Origin of the sequence: Roseomonas alba (genome assembly GCF_019430885.1) — a bacterium.
Lineage (GTDB): Bacteria > Pseudomonadota > Alphaproteobacteria > Acetobacterales > Acetobacteraceae > Neoroseomonas > Neoroseomonas alba.
In genome coordinates this window covers 15658-30774 of sequence record NZ_JAHYBZ010000016.1, presented here as the reverse complement: position 1 = coordinate 30774, position 15117 = coordinate 15658, and the positions used below count along the sequence as shown (strand labels likewise).

Sequence of the window (15117 nt, the reverse complement as noted above, 5' to 3'; positions counted from 1 at the left end):
TCGCGGCACCTTGCAGGACGCGTCGACGACCGCGGATGCCGGCGAGGCTGTCGCAGGCGCCCTGCAACGGAAACTGCGGCGTCGCGAGCCGCGATTGGCCGGGGGCGAGTCACGGCGTGGCGGGAGCGACTCGGGGCGCCTTCTCCTGGGCAGTGAATGCCCCAGGTGCCTGAAGCCGATGTCGCTCCGCGGATCCGTCCCGATCCGGCGTTGCCCCGCGCCATGCCATCGCGGCATCAGACCTCGATCCCAAATCTTTCTTCCCGTGCCGGGCGCCGGTCACTCCGGATTCGTCGCGTCCTCGGCCCGGCCCCGGCGCAGGACCGTCAGGCCGGCCCAGGCCGACAGCAGCGCCAGGCCGAACCAGGTCAGCGCATAGATGAGGTGGTTGTCCACGAAGCGGATCACCGTCAGCCCCCCGACCGGCTGGTTCTCCGGGCCCGTGGCGACCTCGGCATCGACGAAGAAGGGCGCGGCATCTGCGATGCCGCGCCGGGCGGCGATGGCCGCGACATCGCGCGAATACCAGCGATCCTGCGCGGGATCGTTGGCGCGGAGAAACCCGCCCCCCGGCTCGCTCAGGCGCAACAGGCCGACGATGCGCACTGGGCCATTGCCGCCTTCCCCGCCGCGCGTCGATGCGTCGCGCCGTTCCGGGGGAACGAAGCCGCGATTGACCAGGATGGTGCCGTCAGCGGTCTGCATGGGGGTGATGACCCAGTAGCCGCTGCCGAGCACGGTGGTGGCCCGCACCAGCGTCTCGCGATCCCGCAGCATCCGCCCTTCGACGAGGACGCGCCGGTACCCGTCCCGCACTGCGGAGATCTGCGGCCATTCCGCCCGCCCCGGGACGGGGGCCGGCGCCGCGTGGACCCTGGCCTCGACCTGCGCGATCAGCGCGTGCTTCCAGGCGCGGCGCTGGAGTTGCCACAGCCCGAGCCCGACGAAGGACGCCACCAGCACCAGCGCGCCCGCACCGGCCAGTGCCGGCGCATGACGCGACGTCACGGGACGCTGCGTAACTCGTGCGGCATCGGCATCATGTTCGCGTTGAGGTGATACATCACCCATAGCGAGCCGGTCATGGCGATCGCGACGACGACCAGGGTGAAGATCAGCGCGATCATCGTCCAGCCGCCTTCGGAGCGGCCGTTCATATGGAGGAAGTACACCATGTGGACGAGGATCTGCACCACCGCGAAGCCCACGATCAGCACGCTGGTGGGGCCGGCCGCGAGCGGCCGTTCCATCACCAGCCAGAAGGGGATCGCGGTCAGCACGACCGACAGGCCGAAGCCGATCAGATAATCCCGCAGCGTGCCGTGGGCGGCACCATCCGTCGCGTGATGCGCCTCGTCGCTCATCGCAGCATCCCCATCAGGTAGACGAAGGTGAAGACACCGATCCAGATGATGTCCAGGAAATGCCAGAACAGGCTGAGGCACATCAGGCGGCGCTGATTCGCCGCGATCAGGCCGCGCCGGCCGACCTGGACGATCATGGTCAGGATCCAGACCAGGCCGAAGGTGACGTGCAGCCCGTGCGTGCCGACCAGGGTGAAGAAGGCCGACAGGAAGGCGCTGCGCTGCGGCGTCGCGCCGATCGCGATCATGCCGGCGAATTCATGGATCTCGATCGACAGGAAGGCCAGGCCGAAGACGGCCGTGATGGCGAGCCAGAACCGCACCAGTCCCGACCGCCCTGCCTGCATCGCCAGCATGGCGAAGCCATAGGTGATGGAGGAGAAGAGCAGCATCGCCGTGTTGACCGCGACCAGGGGCAGGTCGAACAGGTCGCGCGGCGATGGTCCGGCCGCATAGTTCCCGCCCAGCACCGCGAAACAGGCGAAGAGGACCGCGAAGATGAGGCAGTCGCTCATCAGGTAGATCCAGAAGCCCAGCATCGTGCTGCCGCCTTCCGGATGCTCATGCTCCTCGAGGTCGTAGAAGCGCGGCGCGGGCATCTGCGTCGTCATGCTGTCGTTCGTCATTCTGCCGCTGCCAGGGCTTGCGTGCGGAGCGCCTCGGTATCGGCGATGGTCTCGGCCGGGATGCGATGGCTCCGATCGTAGTCGAAGGTGTGGACGATCGCCGTCACGATCACCGCGATGAAGCTCAGTCCCACAAGCCACCAGATGTGCCAGATCAGCGCGAAGCCGCAGATCGTGCTCAGTGCGGCCAGCACCACGCCCGCGCCCGTATTCCGCGGCATCGGAATGGAACGGAAGCCCGACAGCGGCCGCTGATAGCCGCGGCGCTTCATGTCGTACCAGGCATCCAGGTCATGGACGACGGGCGTGAAGGCGAAATTGTACTCCGGCGGCGGGGAGGAGGTCGCCCATTCGAGCGTCCGCCCGTCCCAGGGATCGCCGGTCACGTCGCGCAGCCGCTCGCGGTGCAGGATGCTGACGGCGAACTGGATCAGCATCGCGGCGATGCCGCAGGCGATAACGGCGACGCCGACGCCGGCGGTGATGAAGAAGATCTGCAGCGAGGGATCGTCGAAGACGCGCATCCGCCGCGTCACGCCCATCAGCCCCAGGATGTAGAGCGGCATGAAGGCGAGCCAGAAGCCCACCACCCAGCACCAGAAGGAGATCTTCCCCCAGAAGGGATCGAGCTTGAAGCCGAAGGCCTTGGGGAACCAGAAGTTGATCGCCGCGAAACTGCCGAACAGCACGCCGCCGATGATGACGTTGTGGAAATGCGCGACCAGGAACAGCGAGTTGTGCAGCACGAAATCCGCCGGCGGCACCGCCAGCAGCACGCCCGTCATGCCGCCCACCACGAAGGTCAGCATGAAGGCCACGGTCCACATCATCGGCAGTTCGAAGCGGATGCGGCCGCGATACATGGTGAACAGCCAGTTGAACAGCTTCGCGCCGGTGGGGATGGAGATCACCATGGTGGTGATGCCGAAGAAGCTGTTGACGCTGGCACCCGACCCCATGGTGAAGAAGTGGTGCAGCCACACCAGGTAGGACAGGATCGTGATGCACACCGTGGCGTAGACCATCGAGGTGTAGCCGAATAGCCGCTTGCCCGAAAAGGTCGACGCCACTTCGGAGAACACGCCGAACAGCGGCAGGATGAGGATGTAGACCTCCGGATGGCCCCAGATCCAGATGAGGTTCACATACATCATGGCGCTGCCGCCGAGGTCGCTCGTGAAGAAGTTCATCCCGAGGTAGCGGTCGAGCCCCTGCAGCGCGAGCACCGCCGTGAGCACCGGGAAGGTCGCCACGATCAGCACGTTGGTGCACAGCGCGGTCCAGGTGAAGACCGGCATCTTCATCAGGCTCATGCCGGGCGCGCGCAGCTTGATGATGGTCACGATCAGGTTGATGCCGGATAGCGTCGTTCCGACACCGGCCACCTGCAGGGCCCATATCCAGTAGTCGACGCCGACATCCGGGCTGTAGGTGATGCCCGACAGCGGCGGATAGGCGAGCCAGCCCGTCTTGGCGAATTCGCCCACGAAGAGCGACATCATCACCAGGATGACGCCGCCCACGGTCATCCAGAAGCTGAAGTTGTTGAGGAAGGGGAAGGCGACGTCGCGCGCGCCGATCTGCAGCGGCACCACGAAGTTCATGAAGCCCGTGACGAAGGGCATCGCCACGAAGAAGATCATGATCACGCCATGGGCGGTGAAGATCTGGTCGTAGTGGTGCGGCGGCAGGTAGCCTTCGGACCCGTTGAAGGCGATCGCCTGCTGCAGGCGCATCATGATCGCGTCGGCGAAGCCGCGCAGCAGCATCACGGTGCCGAGCACCAGATACATGATGCCGATCTTCTTGTGATCGACGCTGGTGAACCACTCCTTCCAGAGATAGCCCCAGAGGCGGAACCAGGTGAGGAGCGCGAGCAGCGCCACGCCACCGGCCGCGACCACGGCGAAGGTCACGACGAGGATGGGCTGGTCGAGCGGCAGCGCGGCGAGGGTCAGCTTGCCGAGGATGGGGCTCACGTCCGAAGGGGTCGTCATGGCGGTCACGATTCCGGGCCGGGCGGCAATTGGGATACGGCCAGGGGCAGCGAGCGTTCCAGGCCAGGGGGGCGCAGGCCGGCTCCGGTCAGCCGCATCTGGCTGACCGCTGCGCGCTCTGGTCGCGCCGCCGGAAAGGTGGGAATGGCGCAGATGGATGCCACCATGCTTCCCGCCGGCCTCTCGGCTCCGTCGTCCGCAGCACCGCCCCGGACCAGTCGCCGCACACTGCCGATGCCCGCCACGCCGAGACCGCCGCGCGCGTCGATGCTCATCATGTCATGCTGGCACATGCGGCCCGGCTCAACGCACATGTTCAGGATGGCGGAAAACAGGTCCGGGTCCACGGCGGAGAAGTGACGGACGGGGGCGTTCTGGCTCGGCCGTTGCAGCGCGAGGAAGTCCGTGCGGCCGAGTGTCTCGCCGGCCCGCCTGACCTGTGCGACCCAGCCCTCGAAGCCCTGCTCGGTCATGCCGTGGAAGCGGAAGCGCATGCCCGAGAAGCCGGCCCCGCTGTAGTTCGCGGAGAAGCCCTCGAATTCGCCGGGCCGGTTGATGACCGCGTTCAGCGTCGTCTCCATGCCCGGCATGGCGTAGATCTGCCCGGCGAGGGCAGGGATGTAGAAAGAGTTCATCACCGAGGTCGCGGTGATGCGGAAGCGGATCGGCCGATCGACCGGCGCGGCGAGTTCGTTCACGCTGGCAATGCCGTATTCCGGCAGGATGAACAGCCATTTCCAGTCGAGCGCGACGACATTGACTTCCAGCGGCTCGACGGAGGCCGGCACCGGCCGGTCGGGCGCGATCCGGGCCAGCGGGCGGTAGGGGTCGAGCAGATGCGTCCCGGCCCAGGTCAGGGCGCCGAGGCAGATGATGATGACGAGCGGCGCTGCCCAGATCACCAGCTCGAGCCCTGTCGAATGGTCCCAGTCCGGATCGTATGGCGCGTCCCGATGCGCCGCGCGGTAACGCCAGGCGAAGAGGACGGTGAGCGCCATCACCGGCAGGATGATGAGCAGCATCAGCCCCGTGGCGATCATCACCAGGTCGCCCTGGCGCTGCGCCACATCGCCCGCGGGGTTGAGGACCACGAGGTTGCAGCCGCCAAGCAGCAGCGGCACGGCGAGCAGGGCCAGGCGGCGCACCGTCCGGCGCATTCGATCGGAAGCGGTCATGTCGCGCAGTTAGCCACGGGATAGTCCCTAGGATATAGGCGAAATTGTTAATTCCGACACACGCCGCATTTTGTTCCAGACCCACGACGCCGCATCGGTCCAGACTTGCGGAAGCGGCCCGCGCCGCGCTTAAACGAAGCACGGACGAGCTGTGACCCCATGACGACCACCCATCCCATCGCATCCACCGAGGCCGAGCGCGACGCGCTTGCTCTGCACAGCCGCGATGATCACCAGATCTCGCCGGGCGAAATAGCGATCGGCGTGGTGATCGGCCGGACCTCGGAGTTCTTCGATTTCTTCGTTTATGCGATCGCCTCGGTGCTGGTCTTCCCGAAGCTCGTCTTTCCCTATGTCGATCCGCTGACCGGCACGATCTACTCCTTCGCGATCTTCGCGCTCGCCTTCATGGCGCGGCCGGTCGGCACGCTGATCTTCATGGCCGTGGACCGCGCCTATGGTCGTGGCACCAAGCTCACCATCGCGCTTTTCCTGCTGGGCGGTTCCACCGCCGCCATCGCCTTCCTGCCGGGCCACGACACGATCGGTCACGCCTCCGTCATGCTGCTCGCGCTGTTCCGCATGGGGCAGGGCGTCGCGCTGGGCGGGTCCTGGGACGGCCTCGCTTCGCTGCTCGCGCTGAACGCACCGGAAGGCCGGCGTGGCTGGTACGCGATGATCCCGCAGCTCGGCGCGCCGCTCGGGTTGATCGTCGCCAGCCTGCTCTTCGCTTTCTTCACCGTTACCCTGCCGGCCCAGGACTTCCTCGACTGGGGCTGGCGCTACCCCTTCTTCGTGTCCTTCGCCATCAACGTCGTCGCGCTCTTCGCCCGGCTGCGCATCGTCGTGACGCCGGAATATGCCCGCCGCTTCGAGAGCCTGTCCCTGGAGCCCGCCTCGGTCCGCGAGACGATCCAGGCCGAGTGGCGCACCATCGCCATGGGCGCCTTCGCGCCGCTCGCCAGCTTCGCCATGTTCCACATGGTCACGGTCTTCCCGCTGTCCTGGGTCTTCCTCTTCACCCCCGAGGCACCCGCGGGCTTCCTCGTGATCGAGGCGATTTCGGCCGCGCTGGGCACGGTGGCGCTGGTGGCATCCGGGCTGATCGCCGACCGCGTCGGGCGCCGGACGCTGCTCGGCTTCTCGGCCGCGGCCATCGCGGTGTTCAGCGGCTTCGCGCCTCAGCTCCTGGATGGGGGGCCGATCGGCGAGGCCGTGTTCATGCTGCTGGGCTTCGTGCTGCTCGGCCTGTCCTTCGGGCAATCCTCGGGAGCGCTGTCTTCCAGCTTCTCGCCGCGGCATCGCTACACGGGCTCGGCTCTCACCTCCGACCTGGCTTGGCTGTTCGGCGCCGGCTTTGCCCCGATCGCCGCATTGCTGCTGTCGAGCCACTTCGGCCTTGCATCGTCGGGTGCCTACCTGCTGTCGGGTGCGCTGTGCACCCTGGTGGCGCTGTGGCTGAACCGCGAGCTGGCCCGCACGATCGAATAGCGGGCGCGGCGCAGGGTTCCGGTCCGCCCGGGCACGGCGCGCCGCGGGCGGACTGCGATACCGGGCCAGCCGATATCATGCCAGCGGCCACTGTTCCTGATCGGTCGACCGAGAGGGGCTTTGCTCCTCTCGCACTCTCCCCGGCCAAGGCCACAGGGCCTTTGCAAACCTTGGTCTGGCGCGGTGCGCCGCTGCCACGATGGCGCCGAGAGCCACTCTTGCGCAGGATGCGCGCTTTGCGGGGGCGGCACGCCTGTCGCGTCCAGCGCCAACGGACTGCGTTCCAGGTGCTCCAAGCGCCAGGGATGCCCATTGGCGTTGCACGGCAACGTCAATGGGATCCCGGTGGCGGGGCGATGTGGAGAGGCAGCGGCCCCTCCAACTCCAGCAGCGGAAGGCGCCCAGTCATCCGGACGGCCTTTGGCCGTGTGGACTGGCGCGGCAGGGCCGCTCCCATCTCCCAACCTCGCCAGCCATCAATTTCGGCCGGCGGGAATCAGGCGGTCAGCCGCCGCACCAACCGATGGATCGCGGCCTGGGCGAAGCGGCGGCTGAGCCCTGTCGGGATGACATGATCGGCGCGCCGACGCTTTTCGGCATCCGGCATCTGTCGGGCGCGGATGGCGGCGAAGCGTTCCTCGGTCATGCCGCGGCGGCGCAGTACGCGGGCGCGCTGCACCCCGGCGGGGGCCGAGACCACGACGATCCGATCCGCCCGCTTCTCGCCGCCGGTTTCGAAGAGTAGCGGCACGTCCAGTACCACCAGCCTCTCGCCCGCCCGGCGGGCGCGGGCGAGGAAACGCCGCTCCTCGTCCCGCACCAGCGGATGCACGATCCGCTCCAGCCGCTTCAGCGCCTCAGGGTTGCCGAGAACGACGCGGCGCAGGGCCTCTCGATCCAGCCTTCCATCGACGACGCTGCCGGGAAAGGCAGACGCGATCGGCCGCAGCGCACGCCCCCCCGGTTGCTGCAAGCGGTGCACTGCGGCATCCGCGTCGAAGACAGGGACTCGCAGGCGACGGAAGCTCGCCGTGGCTGTGGATTTCCCCATTCCGATGCTGCCGGTCAGGCCCAGGATGATCATCGCGGCGGAATATCCCCGGCGACCGCCTCGCGCAGTGCCGCATCGACCGTGGGTGCCGTGCCGAACCAGGCTTCGAAGCCCGGCCGCGCCTGATGCAGCAGCATGCCAAGTCCATCCACGGCCCGCAGGCCACGCGCCCGTGCGGCCGCGAGCAGGGGTGTTTCCAGCGGCACATAGACGATGTCCGCGACCACCGCGCCGGGGGGCAGCGGTGCGAGGTCAATGGCGAGCGACGGATGGCCGCGCATGCCGAGCGATGTCGTGTTCACCAGCAGCGCCGCCTCGGCCAGGGGCGGCGCCTCGGCCACGCGGACCGGGCCGCCGAGGTCGCGGGCCAGCGCCTCGGCCTTGTCGCGCGACCGGTTCACCAGCACGAGCCACGGGCAGCCGGCGTCGAGCAGCGCCGCCGCAATCGCCCGTGCCGCCCCGCCGGCGCCGAGCAGCACCGCAGGCCCCGCGGAGGCCTGCCAACCCGGTACGGCGTTGCGGACATTCTCCAGGAAGCCGAAGCCGTCGGTGTTGGATCCCTCGATGCGGCCATCCCGGAACACCAGGGTATTCACCGCCCCAGCGCGTTTCGCCGTCGCATCCACCACGTCGCAGACGGCGAAGGCCGCCTGCTTGTGCGGGATGGTGACATTCGCGCCGCGGAAGCCGAGCGCCACGAGGCCCCGCACACCTTCCTCGAAGCGGTCCGGATGGACCGGCAGGGGCAGATACGCCCCATCGATGCCGAGGCTGTCCAACCAATACCCGTGCAGCCGCGGCGAACGGGAATGGGAGATGGGCCAGCCGAGGACGCCGGCGAGACGGGCATGACCGGAAAGCAGTCGCATCGGCGCAGAAAGCCCTGCCGCGGCGGCCGGCGCAAGGCCGCCCGTCAGCCGAATTTCAGCGGCGGACCGGCCTCCGCCGCCGGGACCCAATAGACGTAGCGATAGGCTTCCGTCAGCCCGAGGGCGGTGTTGAGGGCAAAGGAGGGTTCGTTGGACACCGCCACCTGGCAGAACATCCAGCGCGCACCCTGTCCGCGCGCCCAGTCGGCGGCGGTGCGGACCGCCCGCGCGGCGAGGCCCCGGCGCCGGTATTCCGGCCGCACCGCCAGGTCGAAATAGCCCGCCAGCCTGCCCGCCACGACCACCGAGGCCACCGCCGCCGCCACACCGTCCACCCGCAGCGTGATCCAGGCCCCCGGAACGGTCAGTAGCGGAGGCGTGCCTTCCTTTTCCTGGCGGCGCCTGGGGCTCTGATGCTCGGCGGTGGCGGTCACGGCCATCCAGTCTGCATCCGGGGCCGGCACGGCTTCCGCCGTGGGGTCGGGTTCCGCGAGTCCCTCGATCGCGGCGATCAGGACGCGGGTCTCGTCCTTGGGCACATAGCCCCGGGCCTCAAGAGCGGCGGCCAGCCCCGGCGGATCGAGCGGCGTGGAGCGGAACCGCGCCGGCAGCCCCATCGCGGCATAGCGCGCCGCGATGCGGTCGATCCGCGCTTCCAGATCGGGATCCGCGCCGCCATCGAGCGACGACGCCGCATTCGCCCGCCCGGTCCCGCCGGAGAAGGCACGCACCACGAAGGGGCCGTCGAAGCCGGTGCGCGGTGCGGGGACCGTGGTCAGCGTCGCGCGCTCCAGCGCGAGAATATCGGGGGGCGTCATGGCACCAGGCCGAGGCGGCCGATCAGCATTTCCTCGGTGCGGGCGGATTCGGCGATGAAGGCGGCATAGGCGGCGCCGTCGCGATAGTCCTCGGTCATGTCCAGTCGCTCGAGAAGGCTGAGGAAGGGTTCGTCGCGCATCGTGGCGAGCACGGCATCATGCACGGCCGCCGTGATCTCGGCCGGCAGGCGGGGTGGGCCGACGATGCCGAAGGGCGAAGTCACCACCAGGCGGTAGCCGAGCTCGCGCAGGGTGGGCGCGTCGGGCCAGCGGCGCAGGCGCTCCGCACTCCAGACATTCAGCCAGACGGCCTCGCCATTCGTAACGGCCTCGCCGATGCCGGCGGGGCCTGCCATCACGTCGATGTCGCCGGCGGCGAGCGCCTGGACCCCGTGCATCGCCCCGCGAAAGGGCACGTGAACGGCCTGCACACGTTCGCGCAGCAGCAGCCGGGCCATGGTGAGGTGGCCCGTGCTGTTCACCCCTGCCGTGCCATAGGACAGCGCGCCCGGCTTCTCCCGTGCCTCGCGGATGAAGCCGGCCCAGCCATCGGGGAAGCGATCCACCTTGGCGATGCTGCCGAAGGCGCTGCCGGCGACGCTGAGGATCGGGGTGGTATCGCGGCTCGCGTCGAAGGGCAGGTTCTCGAGCAGCGCGATGCGGATCGCCGCAGCGGGCAATTGTGCCAGCAGCAGCCCATCCGGTGGCGTGTTGACCATCCCCGCGATGAAGCGGACGCCCCGCCTGCCCGGCTTGTTCAGGATCTCGACCGGCTGGCCGAGCCGCCGGGCCATGCCCTCGGCCAGGGCGCGCATCACTTCATCATTCGTGCCGCCGGAGGCGTAGGGGACGACAATCGTGACCTTCCCGGCCGGCACCCATCGGGCCAGTCCAGGTCGCATGGTCATCGGGAGGGCCAGGGCGCCGCCCAGCAGGGCACGGCGCGCGATCCCCGACATAGTCAGCCGTCTCCTTCGGCAGGAACAAGCACCCAATGTGCGACATCACGAGAGAGTGCGCCAGCACCCACCGGCGGCAAGGGGCGGCGCCAGGGGGAGCAGGGGGCCTCCCGATGGTCCGGGCAGGCCGGGTGCGGCGTCTGGCGGAGGCGTTCCGCCCCTCGGCGCTGCCCCGCCATCGGGATGCCATGGATGGTGCCGCGCACCGTCGATCGGCATGCCTGGTGGCGGGGCATCCCGGCCCGCAGCGTCCCGGCACGGGGGGCGATGGCCATGGAGTTCCCACGCAGTGCCCGTCGCGCACCGGTGCGGCTGTCGGCTGCATTCCGCCTGCGGCGCCCGGCGCCAAATTGAGGTTTCCAAAGGCCCTTTGGCCTTTCGCGGGATGGTTTGGAGGGGCGGAGCCCCTCCGACGCGACGCCGAACGTGTCGCGGCGTGTGGCAGGTGCCTTGCTTCCGCCCCAAGGCCCGGGCAGACGAGGCGCAATGCTGAAATCCGTCCTCACCGTCGGCGGCTGGACCATGGCGAGCCGGGTCCTCGGCTTCGCGCGCGACATGCTGGTCGCGGCGCGGCTGGGTGCCGGGCCCGTCGCCGATGCTTTCTTCGTCGCGCTGAAGCTGCCCAACCTGTTCCGCCGCCTGTTCGGCGAAGGCGCCTTCAATGCGGCCTTCATCCCCACCTTTGCCGGGACGCTGGTGAAGGAAGGCCGAATGGCGGCGCAGGACCTGGCGGAGCGCATGGGTTCGCTGCTCGGGCTCTGGCTCAGCCTGCTGACGGTCCTGGGGCTGATCTTCATGCCCCAGGTTCTGGTGGTGCTGGCCCCTGGTTTCCAGGCCGACCCCGCGAAGTTCGACCTGGCGGTCACCCTGACCCGCATCACCATGGGATACCTGCCGCTGATCTGCCTGACCGCACTGATCTCCGGCGTGTTGAACGGGCTGGATCGCTTCGCGGCCGCGGCGGCGGCACCTGTCTTCTTCAACCTCTTCCTGATGGCGGCGCTGGTCGGGCTCGCACCATACGTGGCGACGCCCGGGCACGCCCTGGCCTGGGGTGTTCTGGCATCCGGCTTCGTGCAGCTTGCCATGGTGTGGCTGGCCGCGCGGCAGGCCGGCATGACGCTGAACCTGCTGCGGTGGCCCGAGCTGGCGCCGCCGGTCATGCAGGTGCTGCGACGCATGGCACCGGGCGTGCTCGGCGCCGGGGTGACGCAGATCAACCTGGCTGTGGATGTCATCATCGCGTCGCTGCTGCCGTCGGGGGCGGTGTCCTTCCTGTACTACGCGGACCGGGTCGCCCAGTTGCCCCTGGGCGTGGTGGGCGCGGCGATGGGCACGGCGCTGTTGCCGGTGCTGTCGCGCCAGCTGCGTGCCGGCCAGCGGCTTTCGGCACATCGAACGCTGAACCGGGGCACGGAGATGGCCCTGCTGCTGACCTTGCCCTCGGCGGTGGGCCTTGCCGCGGCGGCCGGGCCGATCGTCGCCGCCCTGTTCCAGCGCGGCGCCTTCGGGGCCGAGGCCGCGCATGCCAGCGCCACCGCACTGGTCGCCTATGCCTTCGGCCTGCCGGCCTTCGTGCTGGTGAAGGTCTTCGCCCCGGGCTTCTTCGCTCGCGGCGACACGGCGACGCCGGTGAAGATTGGGCTCGTGGCCGTGGCGCTGAACCTGGCGTTGAACCTGCTGTTCATGTCCTGGCTGGCGCATGTCGGCGTGGCACTGGCGACATCCTGCGCCGCCTGGGTGAATGCCGGCCTGCTGGGCTGGCTGCTGGTCCGGCGGCGTATCGTCGTCGCCGATCGGCGGTCCCGGCGCGTGCTGCCGCGCATCCTGGCTGCGAGCCTGGTAATGGGCGCCGTGGTGGCAGGATTGGCCCTTGTCCTGCCAGCGCCGAGCCATTCGGTGGGGCGGGTGGCGCAGGCGGGGGCGCTGATCGGGGCCGGGGCGCTGGCCTACCTGGCCGCCGGGACCGGCCTGCGCGGGTTCAACCCGCGGGACGTGCTGAGGATGCTGCGGCGACGCAAGGCGGCATGAGGGTTGGAGGGGCGAAGCCCCTCCCATGCCACAGAGGAGGACCGGGCGCCCCCTACGCCATCGCCGCCTTGCGCACTTCCTCGCGGATCTCCCCCATCAGCCGCGCCTTCAGCGTTCCGAATTCCGCGCTGGTCTTCATCGTCCAGTCGCGCGGATAGGGCAGGGGGATGGGCACATCCGCCTTGATGCGCCCGGGGCGCGCCGACATCACCACGACGCGCTTCGCGAGGAAGATCGCCTCGTCGATGTCATGGGTAACGAACAGCACGGTCTTGCGGTCGGCTTCCCAGATCTCGAGCAGCAATTCCTGCATCAGCTCGCGCGTCTGGTGGTCCAGCGCGCCGAAGGGTTCATCGAGCAGCAGGATCTCGGGGTCGTTCGCCAGCGCGCGGGCCAGGGCGCAACGCTGCTGCATGCCGCCGGAGAGCTGGCGCGGCCAGTGGTTCTCGAAACCTTTCAGACCCGTGCGGGCGATGAAGCGCGCGGCGATGGCCTGCTGCTCGGCGTCCGGCACGCCGCGTTCCTGCAGGCCGAAGCGAATGTTCTGCGCGACGGTCAGCCAGGGGAACAGGGTGTAGGACTGGAACACCATGCCGCGGTCGGCGCCGGGGGCGGTGACGGGCGCGCCGTCCAGCGTCACGCTGCCGGCCGTCGGCTGGTCGAGGCCGGCGACGATCCGCAGCAATGTGGACTTGCCGCAGCCGGACGGGCCGAGGATGGCGATGAACTCGCCGGGGGCGGCGGTCATATCCGTCGGCTGAAGCGCGAGCGTCGGGCCGGCCTTCCCACGCCCGGGGAAGGTGCGCGTGACGCCGGCGATGCGCAGGGTCTTGTTGCTCATCTCACAGCGCCGCCCAGGGGAAGAGCCAGCGGTTCAGCGCCTTGAACAGGAAGTCTGTCGCCAGCCCGATCAGCCCGATCACGACGATGCCGAAGATCATCTGCCCGGTATCGAGCAGGCGCTGGCTGTCCATGATCATGTGCCCGATGCCGGAGGAGGCGCCGATCAGCTCGGCCACGATGACGTAGGTCCAGGCCCAGCCGAGCACGAGGCGCAGCGTTTCCATCACCAGCGGTGCCGAGGCCGGCAGGATGACCCGCCGCAGCACGCCGCGCGACTTGGCGCCCAGGGTATAGGCGGCCTCGACTAGGTCCATGCGCGTGCCGCCAGCGATGACCGAGACCATGATGACGATCTGGAAGAAGGACCCGATGAAGATCAGGGAGAGCTTCTGCGTCTCCCCGATGCCGACCCACAGGATCAGCAGCGGGATGAAGGCCGAGGCCGGCAGGTAGCGGGCGAAGGAGACGAAGGGCTCGAAGAAGGCCTCGACCGGCTTGAAGGTGCCCATCAGCAGGCCGAGCGGCACGCCGCAGGCCGCGGCGATGACGAAGCCGCCCACCACGCGCCAGATGGTCACGGCGATGTCGCCGAGGAAGCCGTATTCCGTCAGCAGCGACCAGCCGGACAGCAGCGCCTGGCCGGGCGAGGCGAGGAACAGCGGCGGCACGTAGCCCGAATAGGTGACCGCCGCCCAGACGCCGACGAACATGGCGAAGAAGCCGACGCCCAGGATCACCCGGGCGGCGGCAGGGACGGGAACGAGTGGCTTCATCTCACCCGATGAAGGCCGGGTTGAACAGCGTCGTCAGGTCCACGTCGCGGCGCACCACGCCGGTCTCGCGCTGCACCAGATGCGCCTTGCGGGTGAATTCCGGCAGGCCGTTCGCGACGTAGTCCCGGTTCATCGGCTGGTCGAGCCATTCGATGAACTGCGCGGACGCCTTGAACTGCTCGGCCGACTGGTTCACGCGGCGGCCCATGATCTCGTAGGATCGGTCGGGCTCGGCCTTGACCATGGCCAGCGCGTCGAACCAGGACTTCACCAGGCGGCGCACCGCTTCCGGGTTCGCCTGGACGAAGGCGGGCGGCAGCGCCAGCGTATCGACGATGCAGGGGTAGTCGAGCGTCGTCGCGAAGATCTTGCCCTTGTCGGCCCCCATGGCACGGACCTGGGAGAGATAGGGCTCGTAGCTGGAGCAGCCATCGTACTGGCCGGCGACGAAGGCCTGGGCGGCGGGCTGGGCGGCGAGGGTTGCGAGGTTCACGTCGCGCATCGACATGCCGTTCTCACGCAGCATGTAGGCCAGCACGAAATAGGGAGAGCTGCCCGCGCCGTCGCAGGCGAAGGTCTTGCCCTTGAAGTCGGCCCAGGAATTGATGGTCGGCCGCACCGCGATGCCGTCGCCGCCCTTGGATCGGTCGAGCACCAGCACCTGCACCAGCGGTGCGGTGCTCGCCCACAGGATCATGGTATCGACCGTGGTGACGACGCAGTTCAGGGCCCCGGAGACAAGGGCGAGGTTGCGTTCCCGCACCGGGATGAACTTGGTCTCCACCTCGATGCCGTTGGCGCGGAAGATGCCGGCCTGTTCGGCCAGCGTCAGCGGCGCGAAGCCGGTCCAGCCCGACATGCCGATGGTGATCTTCGGCAAGGCCTGGGCTCGCGGGATGGCCGGTGCAGCCACCAGGCCGGTGGCGGCTCCGAGGAGAAGGCGGCGGTCCATGATCGTCGCTCCGTGCGAAAAAGGGCTGTTCTTCCTATCTCCTGCCAGGGATGCTTCGCGCAAGCGGCGCGTGGGGTGGCAATGGCGCCACGGTGCCGGCGTTGCCGCCGCCTTCGGCAGGTCCTGCGCGAAAGACAGGCTTGCTTGCCCGGCGCGATCGGGATTAGG

14 protein-coding genes are annotated in these 15117 nt (G+C 68.9%); 2 read left to right on the top strand and 12 right to left on the bottom strand.

What is annotated here, in order from left to right; genetic code table 11:
- Positions 1–279 precede the first annotated feature (279 nt).
- From KPL78_RS28915 to cyoA, 5 genes are read right to left on the bottom strand one after another with little or no spacing between them, the layout of a single operon-like run.
- Positions 280–1008, bottom strand: a complete 729-nt coding sequence (locus KPL78_RS28915; RefSeq protein WP_369412895.1) for an SURF1 family protein — start codon at positions 1006–1008, stop codon at positions 280–282.
- Entirely contained in the window at positions 1005–1364 is a 360-nt protein-coding gene (gene cyoD / locus KPL78_RS28910) for a cytochrome o ubiquinol oxidase subunit IV (protein ID WP_219766765.1), read from the bottom strand. Before cyoD ends, KPL78_RS28915 begins: the two co-directional genes overlap by 4 nt.
- Positions 1361–1990 carry a cytochrome o ubiquinol oxidase subunit III gene (gene cyoC / locus KPL78_RS28905; RefSeq protein WP_219766764.1) on the bottom strand — a complete coding sequence of 210 codons (630 nt, stop codon included), beginning with the start codon at positions 1988–1990 and terminating at the stop codon, positions 1361–1363. Before cyoC ends, cyoD begins: the two co-directional genes overlap by 4 nt.
- Positions 1987–3960: a cytochrome o ubiquinol oxidase subunit I gene (cyoB, locus tag KPL78_RS28900; RefSeq protein WP_432761300.1), complete on the bottom strand. Its 1974-nt coding sequence runs from the start codon at positions 3958–3960 to the stop codon at positions 1987–1989. Before cyoB ends, cyoC begins: the two co-directional genes overlap by 4 nt.
- A 32-nt stretch (positions 3961–3992) precedes the next feature.
- Positions 3993–5162, bottom strand: coding sequence for a ubiquinol oxidase subunit II (cyoA, locus tag KPL78_RS28895; RefSeq protein WP_255569556.1), 1170 nt, complete (start codon positions 5160–5162; stop codon positions 3993–3995).
- Between the two features lie 159 nt (positions 5163–5321).
- On the opposite strand from cyoA, the gene KPL78_RS28890 reads away from it, so the two are divergent.
- Entirely contained in the window at positions 5322–6653 is a 1332-nt protein-coding gene (locus KPL78_RS28890) for an MFS transporter (protein WP_219766762.1), read from the top strand.
- Positions 6654–7149: 496 nt separating this feature from the next.
- Here KPL78_RS28890 and coaE read toward each other — a convergent pair whose 3' ends face one another.
- From coaE to KPL78_RS28870, 4 genes are read right to left on the bottom strand one after another with little or no spacing between them, the layout of a single operon-like run.
- Positions 7150–7737, bottom strand: a complete 588-nt coding sequence (gene coaE, locus KPL78_RS28885) for a dephospho-CoA kinase (protein ID WP_219766761.1) — start codon at positions 7735–7737, stop codon at positions 7150–7152.
- Positions 7734–8573, bottom strand: coding sequence for a shikimate dehydrogenase (locus KPL78_RS28880; protein ID WP_219766760.1), 840 nt, complete (start codon positions 8571–8573; stop codon positions 7734–7736). Before KPL78_RS28880 ends, coaE begins: the two co-directional genes overlap by 4 nt.
- A gap of 44 nt (positions 8574–8617) precedes the next feature.
- Positions 8618–9391, bottom strand: coding sequence for a GNAT family N-acetyltransferase (locus KPL78_RS28875; RefSeq protein WP_219766759.1), 774 nt, complete (start codon positions 9389–9391; stop codon positions 8618–8620).
- Entirely contained in the window at positions 9388–10350 is a 963-nt protein-coding gene (locus KPL78_RS28870; RefSeq protein WP_219766758.1) for a Bug family tripartite tricarboxylate transporter substrate binding protein, read from the bottom strand. The genes KPL78_RS28875 and KPL78_RS28870 overlap by 4 nt, the downstream gene beginning before the upstream one ends.
- 486 nt (positions 10351–10836) lie before the next feature.
- Between KPL78_RS28870 and murJ the strand changes: the two genes are divergently transcribed.
- Positions 10837–12381, top strand: a complete 1545-nt coding sequence (murJ, locus tag KPL78_RS28865) for a murein biosynthesis integral membrane protein MurJ (RefSeq protein ID WP_219766757.1) — start codon at positions 10837–10839, stop codon at positions 12379–12381.
- Positions 12382–12433: 52 nt separating this feature from the next.
- Here the strand turns inward: murJ and KPL78_RS28860 are convergent, their stop codons facing one another.
- Genes KPL78_RS28860 through KPL78_RS28850 form a run of 3 tightly spaced genes read right to left on the bottom strand, consistent with a single transcriptional unit; the run spans position 12434 to position 14949 of the window.
- Positions 12434–13222 carry an ABC transporter ATP-binding protein gene (locus KPL78_RS28860; protein WP_219766756.1) on the bottom strand — a complete coding sequence of 263 codons (789 nt, stop codon included), beginning with the start codon at positions 13220–13222 and terminating at the stop codon, positions 12434–12436.
- A 1-nt stretch (position 13223) separates the two neighbouring features.
- The gene (locus KPL78_RS28855; RefSeq protein WP_219766755.1) at positions 13224–13997 is read right to left on the bottom strand and encodes an ABC transporter permease; all 774 of its coding nucleotides are present in this window, start codon (positions 13995–13997) and stop codon (positions 13224–13226) included.
- Between the two features lies 1 nt (position 13998).
- Positions 13999–14949, bottom strand: coding sequence for an ABC transporter substrate-binding protein (locus tag KPL78_RS28850; RefSeq protein ID WP_219766754.1), 951 nt, complete (start codon positions 14947–14949; stop codon positions 13999–14001).
- Between the last annotated feature and the right edge of the window lie 168 nt (positions 14950–15117).

Coding starts and splice junctions, on each gene's coding strand:
- cyoD (WP_219766765.1), bottom strand. CDS start 1,364: ATGAGCGACGAGGCGCATCACGCGACGGATGGTGCCGCCCACGGCACG.
- cyoC (WP_219766764.1), bottom strand. CDS start 1,990: ATGACGAACGACAGCATGACGACGCAGATGCCCGCGCCGCGCTTCTAC.
- cyoA (WP_255569556.1), bottom strand. CDS start 5,162: ATGACCGCTTCCGATCGAATGCGCCGGACGGTGCGCCGCCTGGCCCTG.
- KPL78_RS28890 (WP_219766762.1), top strand. CDS start 5,322: ATGACGACCACCCATCCCATCGCATCCACCGAGGCCGAGCGCGACGCG.
- coaE (WP_219766761.1), bottom strand. CDS start 7,737: ATGATCATCCTGGGCCTGACCGGCAGCATCGGAATGGGGAAATCCACA.
- KPL78_RS28880 (WP_219766760.1), bottom strand. CDS start 8,573: ATGCGACTGCTTTCCGGTCATGCCCGTCTCGCCGGCGTCCTCGGCTGG.
- KPL78_RS28875 (WP_219766759.1), bottom strand. CDS start 9,391: ATGACGCCCCCCGATATTCTCGCGCTGGAGCGCGCGACGCTGACCACG.
- KPL78_RS28870 (WP_219766758.1), bottom strand. CDS start 10,350: ATGTCGGGGATCGCGCGCCGTGCCCTGCTGGGCGGCGCCCTGGCCCTC.
- murJ (WP_219766757.1), top strand. CDS start 10,837: ATGCTGAAATCCGTCCTCACCGTCGGCGGCTGGACCATGGCGAGCCGG.
- KPL78_RS28860 (WP_219766756.1), bottom strand. CDS start 13,222: ATGAGCAACAAGACCCTGCGCATCGCCGGCGTCACGCGCACCTTCCCC.
- KPL78_RS28855 (WP_219766755.1), bottom strand. CDS start 13,997: ATGAAGCCACTCGTTCCCGTCCCTGCCGCCGCCCGGGTGATCCTGGGC.
- KPL78_RS28850 (WP_219766754.1), bottom strand. CDS start 14,949: ATGGACCGCCGCCTTCTCCTCGGAGCCGCCACCGGCCTGGTGGCTGCA.